The following is a 12,407-nucleotide window of genomic DNA, read 5'->3' on the forward strand; positions in this document are numbered from 1 at the left end:
TACCTCCACTGGACGGAACAATCTCTTCCACTCTGCCACCAGAGCCCTCCCCCGCGGAGTGCGGGCAGACAGCCGGCCGCCAGCCAGGAGACTTCACCGCGCACCGCCAAGGTCGGTCAGGGGATGTCGAGCAGGACCTTCCCGACCAAGCCCTGTTCGAGCGCGGTGTGGGCGTCGGCCGTGCGCTCCAACACGTAGCGGTGCAAGGGCAGTCCGGCCTCCTCGCCCACGCGCAGCGCGCCCGCGCTCACGGCTGCCGACACGTCGGTGAGCGCCTGCCGCTTCGCCGCATCCGGCACGGTGTAGACGAAGACGCTCTGCCAGCGCAGATTCGCCGACAGGGAGGTGAGCACCGGGACGGACAGCTGCTCGCCCTCGCCACCCGAGTAGTACGCCACCACGGCCCCTTGAGCGGCGACCTCAATGTCGAGAGCGGCGTTGGCGCCCGGTGCGACCTCCACGACGATGTCCACGCCCTTGGGGGCGAAGTCCAGGATCTCCGCTACCGCGTCCTGGGTGCGGTAGTCGACCGTCCGGTGGGCACCGGCCGCGCGCGCAAGGGCGGCCTTGGCGGGGCTGCTGACCGTGGTGATCACACGGGCTCCGGCGTAGCGGGCGAGCTGGATGGCCGCGTTGCCGACCGCACCGGCGCCGCCCGCCACAAGGACGGTGGTGCCTTGCAGGGCGCCGGGCGCGATCCGCCCCGGTCCGCCGTCGTGAACGGTCAGTGCGCGGTGGGCGGTCAGGGCCGGGATGCCCAGGGCGGCGCCGAGTTCGAACGGGGCCTGGTCGGGCAGGGCGACGGCGTTCCGGTCCGGGACGAGCGTGTACTGCTGAGCCGTTCCCCAGGGCCGCCCCCACGCGGCCTCCCAGATCCACACCCGCTGCCCGATCCGCGCCGGGTCGACCTGCGGACCGACGGCGTCGATCACCCCGGCGCCGTCCTGGTGGGGCACCTGCTCGTTCATGCCCGGCGGCAGCGCGCGCCTGCGGCTGCGCCAGTCCGTGGGGTTGACACCCGAGATGTGCACACGAACCCGTACCTCACCGGGACCGGGCTCGGGAACCGGACGCTCGACCAGCTGGAGGACCTCGGGACCACCGGCAGCCGTTCGGATGACGGACTTCATCTCTCACCTGTCCTTCGCTGGCCCCTGGGGAACGTGGGGAACGGTCCGCCGACGCCCGGGAGGACGCCGCCACGCACGGGGCACCTCCCTGAACTCCCGCGCGGAGCGGACTATTCCGGGAGTTTCAGGGAGGGGGAAACTGCCGGTCAGGCGGCGAAGACCTGGGAGTCGTCGGCGAACGCCTTGAACTCCAGGGCGTTTCCGGCCGGGTCGAGGAGGAACATCGTCCACTGCTCGCCCTTCTGGCCGACGAAGCGGACGTAGGGCTCGATGACGAACTCGGTGCCTGCCGTGCGCAGTCGCTCGGCGAGCTCCTGGAAGGCGGGGATCGTCAGGATCAGCCCGAAGTGCGGCACCGGCACGTCGTGGCCGTCGACCGGGTTGTGTATGCGCGGGGCGCGCTTCGGTGCGAGGTGGGTGACGAACTGGTGGCCGTGCAGGTTCCAGTCCACCCAGGTGTCCGCACTGCGGCCCTGCTCCAGGCCCAGCACCTCGCCGTAGAAGCGCCGGGCGGCGGCCAGGTCGTCGACAGGCATGGCCAGGTGGAATCGCGGTATCGGGGAGGCGAGGACGGTCATGGCACTGCCTTCCTGCCGGGGAACGGGCGGGTCAGAGTCGGCCACCAACCCATGTCCTAATGTTTACATCACGACAACAGCTCTTGTTAACATTCCGACATGAGTGATCAGGGCAAGGTGGCCCCGGCCCGCCGTCGGGGCCTGGCCGACGAGGTCGCGGACCGTATCCGCGAGGCCATCTTCAGCGGCGCCTACGCCCCCGGCGCGCAGCTGCGCGAGGTGGAGCTGTCCGGCGAGCTGGACGTCAGCCGCGGGCCGGTGCGCGAAGCCCTGCGGCTGTTGGAGCGCGAGGGCCTGGTCCACTGCGCGTGGCACCGGGGTACGACGGTGACGACCCTGTCCACCGAGGACGTCGCCGAACTCGACAGCCTGCGCGGCGCCCTGGAAGACCTCGCCGTACGACAGGTGATCGCCCGTGCCTCGGAGGAGGACCTCGCGTCCGTCGCGAAGACGGCCGACATGATGGAGCGGGCCGCGGACGCGCACGAGATGGTGCGCTGGGACATCGCCTTCCACGACGCGGTGTTCGCCGCCGCAGGACACCGGCGCCTCGCCGACGCCTGGGACGGCATCCGTTGTCAGGTCCACCTGTTCCTGCTGACCCGGATCGGCCGCAGCACCAAGGACTACCTCGACCGCATCCCGCGTGAGCACCGCGGGCTCGTCGCCGCGCTGCGCGCCCGCGACAGCGCTGCCGCCCTCGACCTCTTCGCGACGCATCGCCGCCACGCCGTCGACGTGGTCACCGGCGCCCCCGACGCCACCGACGCCAGCTGACGGAGCGGGCCGGCGGTGGTCACACCTGCCGATCCCTGGGTCACGGTCCGGCTCCGGCAGGGAAGGTCGCGCTCACGACGCCGATGCGGTGGACGCCGTCGGCGCGGAACGCACCGCCGGGGCGCGCCGTCGCCTGCGCCCCACCATCGCGAGAGCCGTCCCGACCCCCGCCATCACCAGCCCGATGCCTCCGAAGATCAGCGGCAGCAGCCACAGCGAGGCGAACCCCTTGATCCGCGCGTCCTCGGGGGAATCGGCACGGTAGAGCACCTCGACCTTCTCCCCCTCCTCGTACGCCGGCGGATTGGTGCCCGTCGAGCTGCGGAACGTCCTCGGCGTACCGTCCGCCGAGGTGAACTCGACGACCGGGTACGCCGCGGGCTCGTCGTTCTCCCGCTGCTTGCGGGATGCGCCGCTGGAGTCGTTGCGCCACTCCAGCGCCACCACCGTCCCCGGGGCCCGCTCGGCATCCGACTGGAACGCGACCGACTCCCCCGCCAGGACCAGCCCGACGACCAGGAACAGCGCCCCGAAGGCGAGAAAACCGATCGTGACCCACCGGGCAGCACCCCGCCCACGCAGCCGAACCTCCACGACGCCCCCTCGCTTGCCCAAAGTGAGGTGGACGCTATCCCAGGCATGTTGCCGGTCTGCTCCCGCCCCGGGCTCCCCCCTGGGCTCCCGCCCCGCGCCGCCGTACAGGAGCGGCCCGGCTGCCGCCGCGGCCGCCAGGCTCATTGGACCGTTAGCGTCATCTCATGACCCGCTAAACCCACCCGCACCGCTCCGCTAACATGATCGAACTCACAACGAGTGCCCTGATCGCCCGTACTTCACAAGAAAACACGCTATCTCGCACGAAGAGTGAGCTATTAACTAACATCTAACAAATCGGCCAAACCATTGATATCTATAGCATCTCAAGTGTTTTCGCGAAAAAACTTCAGCACGATGTTCGCCGCGTGGCGTCAGCCGCGGGCACTGCTGTGGACCGCGGCAGCTGTGGTGGGCCTCGGGTTCCTCGTCGCGCTGGAGATCGCCGCGCGCCATTACGGCGTACGGGGGCCGATCGCCAACCAGGTGCGCGAGGTGGTGGTCGCCCCCAAGTCGGGGCCGCTGCTGTACGCCTCCATGGCGTTGATGATGGTGGTGCTCACCTGGCGGCAACGGTTCATCGCGGTCGGTGTCGCGGTCGGCATCGATGTCGTCTTCTTCCTGGTGCGGTGGGCTCTCGACGCCAAAATGATGTTCGGCAACGGGGCGTTGTGGGTGTTGCTGGGCTACGCGGTCATCGCTGTCACGCGCCGCACCGGCTCCGAACGCGTCCTGCTCCTGAAGGGCGTAGGGCTTGGTCTGCTCCTGGTGGCCGGCCGTAAGACGGGCGACATCTGGCTGCTCATCACGTCGAAGACCCGCCCCGCGGTGCTCGACCAGTACGTGGCCACCGCCGATCACGCGCTGGGCAACCCCTCGTGGGTGGTGGGGCGGATGGTCTCCGCCACCGGCTCGATCGGGGCCCATGTTCTCGACTACGTCTACATCCAGCTCGCGGTGGCCGCGGTCATCGTCGCGCTGTACCAGCTGCGCAACGTGGCGGCCGAGCGCCGCTTCCCGGGCCATCATCTGGTGCGCACCTTCTTGGTCATCGGCCTGCTCGGGCCGGCCATCTACATGATCTTCCCGGTGGTCGGACCGATCTTCACGTACGGCACCGGCGCCTTCGGCACCGGCGGCGAGCACCTGGCCCTGGCCAACCTGTGGCCGCACACGCCGCCACCGCTCAGCACCCCGCAGTCGATGCCGTTCGACGAGCTCACCCCGCGCAACTGCATGCCCAGCCTGCACACCGCCTGGGCCACGACGATCTTCATTCACTCCCGCAAGGGCCCACGGGCGCTGCGCTACGCGGGCGTGTTCTGGTTGATAGCCACGCTTGGTGCGACGCTGGGATTCGGCTACCACTACGGCGTGGACATCATCGCCGGCGTGGTGTTCGCGTTCACCATCGACGCGGCGCTGCGCGCGCTCGACCGCGGCTGGGACCGCGCGGGAATTCAGCTGGTCGTCTACGGCACGACCGTATTCACCCTGCTCCTGGTGTCGTATCGCTATCTGCCGATGGAAATGGCCAAGCACCCGGGGGTGTTCGGTCCACTTCTCATTCTGGCGATGGCCTCCGTGGTCTACGGCTACATGCGGACCACCAAGCTGTGGGAACCGAAGGTCGCCCCGGCACAGCAGCCGGAACCGCAGCCCGAACTCGTTTGAGGCATGCTGCGAAAGCTCGCGCGCTGAATGCTCACCGGGCGGACCGGGGCGGCAACCAGACGTTCCGGTCCGGCCCACGCCGGACCGGAACGCGGCCTCGCGGCCTCAGGCCCCTCGCTTCTTCGGCGTTGTCTTCTTCCCGGCCGCCGTCTTCTTCGCCGTGGACTTCTTGGCGGCAGTCTTCTTCGCCGTGGACTTCTTCGCGGTTGTCTTCTTGGCGGCCCGCTTCTTCGGCATCTCGTGGACCGTCGCGTCCTTGCCGGTCTCCTCGCGGGCCGACTGAGCCTTCTGTACGGACTCTTGGAGCGCGGCCATGAGGTCGAGTACCTGCCCGGCCGGCGCCTCCCCCTCGTCCGGCTTGGGCGGCTTCTTCCCCTCCGCCTTCGCCTGGATGACCTGCTCGAGGGCTTCGGTGTAGCGGTCGGTGGCCCAGTCCTGGCCGACGATGCCGTCGGCGGTCATGGAGTCGATGAGCATGACCGCCCGGTCGATCTCCTCGTCGTCCAGCTCCATCGCCTTGGGGGCCAGTTCCTTCGGGTCCCTCACCTCGTCGTCCCACTTCATGGCGTGCAGCAGGATCACGTCGTCCTGCACGCGCAACAGGCCCAGCCTCTCGCGCCCGTGCCAGGCGAACTTCGCGACGGCGGCCTTGCTGTTCCGCTCCAGGGCCTTGCGCAGGAGCGTGTAGGGCTTGTCCGCGACCTGTCCGTCGGCCTGAAGGTAGTAGCCCTCGCCGATCCGGATCGGATCGATCGACTCGTAGGGCACGAAGCCGGCGATCTCGATCGCCTTCGCTGTCGGAAGCGGCATCTCACCGAGCTCGGCGTCGGTCACCGCGACGATCGTGTCCTTGCTGACCTCGAACCCTTTGCCGATCTCTGCGTTCGTGAGCTGCTTGCCGTCGATGTCGCAGATCTTCCGCGTGCGGACCCGGCTCATGTCCTCGAGGTGGTACTGGTGGAACGAGATCGAGTGGTTCTCGGTGGCAGGCAGCACCTTGATCGGGATCGTGACCAGGCCGAACGAGATCGCACCGGACCAGACAGGGCGGGGCATGACGTACCTCCAGTACAGCCCCGAGATGGCCAGGCTATGGCGCAGCTGCGCCGAAGGCATGTCGAGGCGGCGTGCGCAGCCTGCCGGTCCACACCCTGGAGAGGTCACCGCTGCCGGGAAGGTGCTCGCAGACGGCGTCTGCGCGCACGCGGGCCGCCTCGCGCCCGGCGATCACCTCTATGCGCCCCGACATCACTCGACCCGGTGGGCCTCCTCCCCGTATGCCCGCCCCGGGGCCCACCCGTGCGCCACGGTGTGGACATGCGCCGCTGTCTGCTCGTCCTCGCCCTGGGCGCCGCCCTCACCACCTGCGGATGCACGGCCGTCCCGCCACCGTCTCCCGCACACCGCCCGTCCCCCGCTCGTGCGAGCGCCGCGCCGCCGGGTCCGCCTGCGCGGCCCTCCCCCGTACGCCCCGTACAGCCACCCGCCCGCGACGCCCTCGTCGACGGCCGTGAGCCCGCGCCCCGCGCCGTAGACACGGCCCCCGCAGCGGCGGCCCGTCCCCCTACCAGCAGCCGCCCGCAGTCACCATCCCTCGCGCCCGCGCAGCCCAGCACCCGCCGCCCCGCGCAGGCCCCCACCGCGCCACCCCCGCGCCGACGAGCCCCTGCCGCGCAGCGGCCCGACCCCGGCCGAAACCCCTCAGCGGGCACACCCGGTGCGGCCGACATGGCCGCCCTGTGCGGCACGGCCGAGGAGATCGACGTCAACCCGGCCCTGACCGCGCTGTGCCGCCAGTCCTACCCGCGCTGACCTGTGCCGTGGTTCCGCGCACCAAGAGATCTTGAGCGTGTTGATCTTGGGCACATGGAGAACGACGGAGATAAGTGATCTTCGTTTTCGTCCTCCGTAAGGATGTGCAATGACCGTACCCTCGCGCCCGGTTCGACGTTTGGACCGCGAACGGCGCTTCGATCTGCGGGCGACCGCCGTGTACTTCGTACTGCTCGCGATCGTCCTGTGCGTCCTGGTGTTCCTGGTGCGCACCGCGGCCGACATCGTCGAGAGCCGCCCGCTGTGGGCCGGGGCGGTCGTCGTGGTGGGCCTGGCGGTCGCGCAGTTGTGCCGGTCCAGGTGGCGTCGCTTCTCCGCCGCGAGATACGCGCGCCGTGCCGCCGCGGCGCTGGAGGAAGCAGCCGAGAAGGCGTCCGACAGCCTGGTCCCGGAGCCTCACCTCCCGGACGCGAAGCAGGCCGACCCCGGAGCGCTGGTGCCGGACGGCGAGGAGCCGACCGTCGTCCTTGGCGCGCCCGTCGAGTACGAGGAGGAGTACGGGGACGAGTACGAGGATGAGCACGAGTACGCCGAGCTCGATCCCGACGGTTTCGAGCACGCCATAGCCGACCTGTGCGCCCGTGACGACTGCCGGGAGGTGGAAGTGGTGGGCGGCGCGTGCGACTTGGGCGCGGACGTCACGGCGGTCACCGCCGAGGGTCTCCGCCTCGTCATCCAGTGCAAGCGCTACGGCGACGCCAACAAGGTCGGCTCGCAGGACCTGCAGCGCTTCGGCGGGACGTGCTTCACCGTCCACGAGGCCGACGTCGCGATACTCGTCACGACGAGCGACTTCACCGCTCCCGCCCTGGAGTACGCGCAGCAGATCGGCATCGTGTGCGTCAACGGCACGGAACTGGACGCCTGGCTCGACGGCACCGGGCCCACCCCCTGGCAGGGAGCGGGCGTCGACGCCTGACCGGCCGGACCCGCACCCGCCTGCGCCGGTCCGGCTGCCGCCGTGCCGTCAGCGGGAGCCGGATCTGTCCAAACGCTTGAGCACGGGTGAGGCCGCGGCCCCGTGCAGCATCACCGACAGCAGGACGATGAACGTCACCACCGCCCACAACTCCTCCTGGAACGCCTCGAGGTCCCCCACACCCAGGGCGTACGCCAGATAGAAGACGGACCCGATCCCCCGGATGCCGAAGAAGGAGGTCACCGCGCGTTCCCCTGGCGTCGTCCGGCCCCGCAGCTGGGCGATCCAGCCCGTGAGCGGACGGATCACCAGCAGCACCAGGACGGCCGTCACCGCGCTGCCCCAGGTGAGGGCGGACAGGCCGCCGCAGGCGATGAACCCCCCGATGAGGAACAGCACACCGGCCGTGAGCAGCCGCTCGATCTGCTCCATGAAGGTGTGCATCACCACCTGGTAGCCGTGGGCGCGCTCGGCGGACCGGATCGCGCAGGCCGTCGTGAACACGGCGAGGAATCCGTAGCCGTGCAGCACCTCCGTGAGGCCGTACGAAAGGAAGGTCGCCGCCAGTGCGACGAACCCTTCCCGGTGGTCGGACAGCCGCAGCGCCTGCCAGCCCGCCCGGAAGAACATCCAGCCGAGCAGCCGCCCGACCAGCAGGCCGACCGTGACGCCGACCGTGACGCGTACCGCCACGTCGCTCCACAGCCAGTGGCCCAGCCACGCGCCCGACCAGCCCGTCTCCGAGGCGGCGAACATCGCAAGGGCCGCCAGGACCATCGGGAAGGCCAGACCGTCGTTGAGGCCCGCTTCGCCGGTGAGGGCGAAGCGCACCTCGTCCTCGTCGTGCTCGCCGTCGGTCGGCTCCCCCACCCGTACCTCCGCCGCGAGCACGGGGTCGGTCGGGGCGAGCACGGCGCCCAGGAGCAGCGCGACGGCCGGCGGCCAGCCCACCAGGCCCCAGGCGACCAGGGCGGTGACCAGGACGGTCAGGGGCATGGTGATGCCCAGCAGGCGCCAGGCGGTGGACCAGGAGTGGCGGCCGAAGGGTCTGTTGATGGCCAGGCCCGCGCCCATCAGGGCCACGATCACGATCACCTCGGTGAGGTGCTCCACCCATGCCCGGTGCTGGTAGGGGTCCAGGTCGGGAAGCCCGGTGGGCAGTACGTAGACGAGGAAGCCCACGGCCAGAAAGACCATCGGCATGGACATGGGCTGCCGCGCCACCAGTCTGGGCAGGACCGCGGCGAGCAGCGCGCCGATCCCCACGCAGGCGTACCCGACGTCCGTGGCGGTCACGTCCATCTACCGGCACCTGTCCCTGTGGTCGTCCGAGGCGATGTCAGGACGCCGGGTAGGGCTTGCGGTCGAGCAGCTCGGCCAGGTGGAACGCGTTGACCGCGAGCGTGTGCGTGGCGGAGGCGACGGCGTCGGGTGTCTTCTCGAGGTCCTGGTAGTCGGTGCCCTGCTTGGCCTCGCCGACCCAGTAGGTGACCGCTCCGGGAGCCAGCGAGAAGCCGAGGTCGTTGCAGGCCTGGAAGACGTCCGCGCTGACCTTGTGGGCGCCGTCCTCGTTGCCGACCACGGCCACCGCCGCGACCTTCCCGTACATCAGGGGCAGGCCCTCGTCGTCGGTCTCCGACATGTCGGCGTTCAGACGCTCCAGGACCCGCTGGCAGATGCTCGACGGGTGCCCCAGCCAGATCGGCGTGGCCAGGAGCAGGATGTCGGCCCCCAGCACCTTCTCGCGCAGGGCCGGCCAGGCGTCCCCGCTGCCCAGGTCCACGGCGACCCCGGCGTGTACGTCGTGGTCGGCGACCCGGACCGTCTCGACCTCTACGCCCAGCTTTTCGAATTCGGCCATGACCTGGTCGGACAACGCGTGGCTGCTGGATGAAGTGGGCGATGAATTCAGGGTGCAGACCAAGGACAGTGCACGCACGGAGCGCTCCATTCGACGGTGACGGGGTCGTTGCCCTGTGAGGCGTTCCCGTTCGGATCGACCCTAATCAAGCACGTACGGGACAGATCCGTATGACGGACTCCATTGTGAAAAACCCTCCGAGGGCCGAGCCATTACGTTTCCGTCGCCGATCGCAGGGAAACCGGCAGAAGACAAGCCGTGCAGGAGTTATTGAACTGACGACGCGCACATAAAGACGTTCTATGGAGGTCCCGACATGCTGAAGGCCATTGCAGATGTTCTCCGAGCCATCGGTGGAGCCATCGCCACGGTGGTCACGCTCCCCTTCCGCGCCGTCGCGCGGCTCTTCGGCGGAGCTTCGTCCAGCGCCCACGGCCACCACTGAGAGCCGGGCCGAGAACCTGGGAGCCCATGACCCCGTCGAGGAGGTCACGCCTCCTGCCCCACGTGCCGTTGCAGCACGTCGCAGGCGTGCTGGAACTCCTCCATGAGGCGGGTGGATTCGACGACAAGGACTCCGTAGGGGCGAGCCGGGTCGGCCAGGGGAAGGCCGGCCCGGTTCGCTCCGTCGGTCACGTCGTGGCAGCACCGCCGGGCCTCGTCGGCCAACTGGCACAGCTGCCGGGCCTGCTCGGTCAGGGAGTCCTCGTCCAGTTCCCCGAGGACCTGGGCGATCCGTTCCAGGGCCTCGAGGAAGTCCGCGTAGCCGAGGAGGAAGGCCCGGTCGTCGTGCCGGCCCCCCTCCTCTTCGTGCCACTGGTGCAGGCTGCGCGTCAGCGATGCCACCTGGTACAGGGATCGTTCGAGGGCTCCCAGCACCGCTCCGTACCCCTCGAAGGAGGTCCGGCCGCGGTGTCGGCGCAGCAGTCGACGGGGGTTGAAGTACAGGCTTTCCTGCGCGGTACGGAAGCCGTCCTTCGCCTGCGTGATCAGTCCACCGGTCTGCTCGGCCCGCCAGCGCCACTGCCGGCAGCGTTCCTCGTCCAATTCGCCCTCGCGCAGCACCGGGTACATGTCGCCCACCAGCTCGCCCAGGGCGATGGACAGCGAGCGAATCCCGTACTCGGCGCTGCGGTAGCGCATCGGCGGGGCCACCGTGATGTTCACGGTCACGCCGATGGCGCAGCCGATCAGGACCAGCAGGATGATCTGCCCGAGCTGGGAGAGCTTTTCGGTCGCCGATGTGGCCGAGGCATAGGTGGAGAAGGCGAAGAACGCCGCCGTGGCGACCTGCGACCCCTGCGCACCCAGCGCGGGCCAGCGCCCGATGGACAGGCCCACCAGCGCGACCAGCACGAAGGTCAGCAGGTCGGGGCCGCCCAGGAACCCCAGGGCGGCCACCATGGCCACGCCCGCCGCCACTGCCGCCAGGTAGCGCATCGACTGCAGCAGGGACTGATACACGGTCACCTGCATGATCAGCACCGCGGAGAACGGGGCGAACGCCGGGGAGGGCGCGTCGAGCAGGTAGTAGGACACCACCCAGGACAGGGTCGCGGCCAAGGTGCTCTTGAGAACCAGGAGCAGCGTGTGGCGTTCGTAGCCCGGCACCCCCCGGGCCCGCTGCCACCATCGCCGCACACGCTCGAACCACCCCGGGGCCGCGGCTTCCGCTCGCGGCCCTCCGCCCTCGCCGGCCATGCACCGACTCCGTTCCGTTCAGCAGGTCATGAGCACAGCCTGCTACCCGGAGAAGCCGTCCGCATGCGGACGTCGGGCCGCGAAGGAGAACCGGGGCACACCGGAGAAATTCTTGCCGCTGCGAATACCAGGGCGTTGGCGCTTATGAAAGCCGTCCGGTTTCGATACCGGTGCGCCTACCAATAATGCTTTCGCCCGCCCACTGCGTGGCCCACGGAGCCCAGAATCCACAGGATGGCACCAATGACGACGAGGATGACGCCGATGGTCCACAGGATGGAGATTCCGGCCAGGAGACCGATGATGAGCAGGATGATTCCGAGTGCGATCATTGAGCCCTCCGACCCTCAGAATTATTTCAAGTATGCACCTTTTGGGCGCCGATGACAGCCCCGGCGCCGGGCCCCTACCGAGTGCCCTCCTGGCGTCCGTCGACGCACCATCGACGCCGTTGTGACCGTGTGTGACGCCAGGCCACCCAACCGTGCATCCACATCCGTGCCGATCTTGTGCATCTTTGCAGTCAGCAGCATGGAACCCGGACGAGACCTCCCATCTTGCTGAGCAGCACCGGTCGACGGCGTGATAACACGGAGTGATCAAATCCAAGGAGACGACGACATCATGGGTATCTTCAGCCGTCGCCAGACCGCGACCCTCGAGCCGACGCCGTCGGGCGCCGGTTCGCCCTTTTCCACGGCCGACGGAGCCGCGCTCGACCCGGCGCTGCGTGCGCTGACCGGGCAGTGGACCATCGACCGGCCGCACAGCCGCATCGGGTTCTCCGTGCGGCACGCGATGGTCACGACGGTGCGAGGTGCCTTCGCCGACTACGACAGCACGCTGTACTTCGACGGCGCCCGGCCCTCCGAGTCGCGGGCCGAGATCGTCATCCGGATCGCCAGCGTCGACACGGGTGTGGAACAGCGCGACACGCACCTGATAGGCGCCGACTTCTTCGACGCGCGCCGCCACCCGGAGATGTCGTTCCGCAGCACCTCCACCGTCCATGAGGGCGGCGAGACCTTCCGCATGGCGGGGGACCTGACCATCCGCGGTGTGTCCAGGCCCGTCGAGCTGCAGCTCGACTACCTCGGCTCGGTCGTGGACCCGTTCGGCTTCGAGAGAGCCGGCTTCGACGGCACCACCACCATCGACCGCACCGACTGGGGCCTGGTCTACAACCAGCGCCTGGAGACGGGCGGCGCCATGGTGAGCGAGAAGGTCCGCCTCCAGTTCGACATCTCCGCGATCCGCGCCACCCCCCAGGCGTAGCCGCCCGCCAGGCGTAGCCGCCCACCGCAGGGAACGGGGAGGGCCCCATCCCGACGACACCGGGA

At 69.4% G+C, this 12,407-nt stretch carries 14 protein-coding genes; 6 read left to right on the plus strand and 8 right to left on the minus strand.

Features of this window, described 5'->3' with window-relative positions:
- Nucleotides 1–116: 116 nt before the first annotated feature.
- Nucleotides 117–1,130 carry an NADPH:quinone reductase gene (locus ACIGXX_RS24620; RefSeq protein WP_361465876.1) on the minus strand — a complete coding sequence of 338 codons (1,014 nt, stop codon included), beginning with the start codon at nucleotides 1,128–1,130 and terminating at the stop codon, nucleotides 117–119.
- Between the two features lie 146 nt (nucleotides 1,131–1,276).
- Nucleotides 1,277–1,708 (minus strand): VOC family protein, encoded by a 432-nt coding sequence (locus ACIGXX_RS24625; protein ID WP_361465879.1) that lies wholly within the window; start codon nucleotides 1,706–1,708, stop codon nucleotides 1,277–1,279.
- 99 nt (nucleotides 1,709–1,807) lie between these two features.
- Here ACIGXX_RS24625 and ACIGXX_RS24630 point away from each other — a divergent pair, with 99 nt between their 5' ends.
- Nucleotides 1,808–2,485, plus strand: coding sequence for a GntR family transcriptional regulator (locus ACIGXX_RS24630; protein WP_399978797.1), 678 nt, complete (start codon nucleotides 1,808–1,810; stop codon nucleotides 2,483–2,485).
- A 72-nt stretch (nucleotides 2,486–2,557) separates the two neighbouring features.
- Here ACIGXX_RS24630 and ACIGXX_RS24635 read toward each other — a convergent pair whose 3' ends face one another.
- On the minus strand, nucleotides 2,558–3,079 hold the full coding sequence (locus ACIGXX_RS24635; RefSeq protein ID WP_399978800.1) for a DUF3592 domain-containing protein: 522 nt from the start codon (nucleotides 3,077–3,079) through the stop codon (nucleotides 2,558–2,560).
- 357 nt (nucleotides 3,080–3,436) lie between these two features.
- Between ACIGXX_RS24635 and ACIGXX_RS24640 the strand changes: the two genes are divergently transcribed.
- Nucleotides 3,437–4,753 carry a phosphatase PAP2 family protein gene (locus ACIGXX_RS24640; RefSeq protein ID WP_351166276.1) on the plus strand — a complete coding sequence of 439 codons (1,317 nt, stop codon included), beginning with the start codon at nucleotides 3,437–3,439 and terminating at the stop codon, nucleotides 4,751–4,753.
- Between the two features lie 105 nt (nucleotides 4,754–4,858).
- Here the strand turns inward: ACIGXX_RS24640 and ACIGXX_RS24645 are convergent, their stop codons facing one another.
- Nucleotides 4,859–5,809 carry a Ku protein gene (locus ACIGXX_RS24645; RefSeq protein ID WP_351166008.1) on the minus strand — a complete coding sequence of 317 codons (951 nt, stop codon included), beginning with the start codon at nucleotides 5,807–5,809 and terminating at the stop codon, nucleotides 4,859–4,861.
- A gap of 261 nt (nucleotides 5,810–6,070) precedes the next feature.
- Here ACIGXX_RS24645 and ACIGXX_RS24650 point away from each other — a divergent pair, with 261 nt between their 5' ends.
- Together ACIGXX_RS24650 and ACIGXX_RS24655 are read left to right on the plus strand one after the other, a co-directional pair.
- On the plus strand, nucleotides 6,071–6,565 hold the full coding sequence (locus ACIGXX_RS24650) for a hypothetical protein (RefSeq protein WP_399978804.1): 495 nt from the start codon (nucleotides 6,071–6,073) through the stop codon (nucleotides 6,563–6,565).
- 109 nt (nucleotides 6,566–6,674) lie between these two features.
- A complete protein-coding gene (locus ACIGXX_RS24655) occupies nucleotides 6,675–7,505 on the plus strand; it encodes a restriction endonuclease (protein ID WP_399978807.1) in 831 nt (276 codons plus the stop codon).
- A gap of 48 nt (nucleotides 7,506–7,553) precedes the next feature.
- On the opposite strand, the gene ACIGXX_RS24660 is transcribed toward ACIGXX_RS24655, so the two are convergent.
- Together ACIGXX_RS24660 and ACIGXX_RS24665 are read right to left on the minus strand one after the other, a co-directional pair.
- On the minus strand, nucleotides 7,554–8,807 hold the full coding sequence (locus tag ACIGXX_RS24660) for a cation:proton antiporter (RefSeq protein ID WP_399978810.1): 1,254 nt from the start codon (nucleotides 8,805–8,807) through the stop codon (nucleotides 7,554–7,556).
- Nucleotides 8,808–8,844: 37 nt separating this feature from the next.
- Nucleotides 8,845–9,456, minus strand: coding sequence for an NAD(P)H-dependent oxidoreductase (locus ACIGXX_RS24665; protein WP_361465893.1), 612 nt, complete (start codon nucleotides 9,454–9,456; stop codon nucleotides 8,845–8,847).
- A gap of 226 nt (nucleotides 9,457–9,682) precedes the next feature.
- On the opposite strand from ACIGXX_RS24665, the gene ACIGXX_RS24670 reads away from it, so the two are divergent.
- Nucleotides 9,683–9,811, plus strand: coding sequence for an LPFR motif small protein (locus ACIGXX_RS24670; protein ID WP_351165998.1), 129 nt, complete (start codon nucleotides 9,683–9,685; stop codon nucleotides 9,809–9,811).
- 44 nt (nucleotides 9,812–9,855) lie between these two features.
- On the opposite strand, the gene ACIGXX_RS24675 is transcribed toward ACIGXX_RS24670, so the two are convergent.
- Nucleotides 9,856–11,067, minus strand: a complete 1,212-nt coding sequence (locus ACIGXX_RS24675) for an aromatic acid exporter family protein (protein ID WP_383821846.1) — start codon at nucleotides 11,065–11,067, stop codon at nucleotides 9,856–9,858.
- 176 nt (nucleotides 11,068–11,243) lie between these two features.
- Nucleotides 11,244–11,399 carry a DUF6131 family protein gene (locus ACIGXX_RS24680; protein ID WP_351165994.1) on the minus strand — a complete coding sequence of 52 codons (156 nt, stop codon included), beginning with the start codon at nucleotides 11,397–11,399 and terminating at the stop codon, nucleotides 11,244–11,246.
- A 292-nt stretch (nucleotides 11,400–11,691) separates the two neighbouring features.
- On the opposite strand from ACIGXX_RS24680, the gene ACIGXX_RS24685 reads away from it, so the two are divergent.
- Nucleotides 11,692–12,342, plus strand: coding sequence for a YceI family protein (locus ACIGXX_RS24685; RefSeq protein ID WP_361465900.1), 651 nt, complete (start codon nucleotides 11,692–11,694; stop codon nucleotides 12,340–12,342).
- Nucleotides 12,343–12,407 lie beyond the last annotated feature (65 nt).

It is taken from the genome of Streptomyces sp. NPDC055243 (assembly GCF_044544025.1).
Taxonomy (GTDB): domain Bacteria; phylum Actinomycetota; class Actinomycetes; order Streptomycetales; family Streptomycetaceae; genus Streptomyces.

Bases quoted from the DNA above. Each gene is read 5' to 3' on its own strand.
- ACIGXX_RS24620 (WP_361465876.1), bottom strand. From the start codon at position 1,130: ATGAAGTCCGTCATCCGAACGGCTGCCGGTGGTCCCGAGGTCCTCCAG.
- ACIGXX_RS24625 (WP_361465879.1), bottom strand. From the start codon at position 1,708: ATGACCGTCCTCGCCTCCCCGATACCGCGATTCCACCTGGCCATGCCT.
- ACIGXX_RS24630 (WP_399978797.1), top strand. From the start codon at position 1,808: ATGAGTGATCAGGGCAAGGTGGCCCCGGCCCGCCGTCGGGGCCTGGCC.
- ACIGXX_RS24640 (WP_351166276.1), top strand. From the start codon at position 3,437: ATGTTCGCCGCGTGGCGTCAGCCGCGGGCACTGCTGTGGACCGCGGCA.
- ACIGXX_RS24645 (WP_351166008.1), bottom strand. From the start codon at position 5,809: ATGCCCCGCCCTGTCTGGTCCGGTGCGATCTCGTTCGGCCTGGTCACG.
- ACIGXX_RS24650 (WP_399978804.1), top strand. From the start codon at position 6,071: ATGCGCCGCTGTCTGCTCGTCCTCGCCCTGGGCGCCGCCCTCACCACC.
- ACIGXX_RS24655 (WP_399978807.1), top strand. From the start codon at position 6,675: ATGACCGTACCCTCGCGCCCGGTTCGACGTTTGGACCGCGAACGGCGC.
- ACIGXX_RS24660 (WP_399978810.1), bottom strand. From the start codon at position 8,807: ATGGACGTGACCGCCACGGACGTCGGGTACGCCTGCGTGGGGATCGGC.
- ACIGXX_RS24665 (WP_361465893.1), bottom strand. From the start codon at position 9,456: ATGGAGCGCTCCGTGCGTGCACTGTCCTTGGTCTGCACCCTGAATTCA.
- ACIGXX_RS24670 (WP_351165998.1), top strand. From the start codon at position 9,683: ATGCTGAAGGCCATTGCAGATGTTCTCCGAGCCATCGGTGGAGCCATC.
- ACIGXX_RS24675 (WP_383821846.1), bottom strand. From the start codon at position 11,067: ATGGCCGGCGAGGGCGGAGGGCCGCGAGCGGAAGCCGCGGCCCCGGGG.
- ACIGXX_RS24680 (WP_351165994.1), bottom strand. From the start codon at position 11,399: ATGATCGCACTCGGAATCATCCTGCTCATCATCGGTCTCCTGGCCGGA.
- ACIGXX_RS24685 (WP_361465900.1), top strand. From the start codon at position 11,692: ATGGGTATCTTCAGCCGTCGCCAGACCGCGACCCTCGAGCCGACGCCG.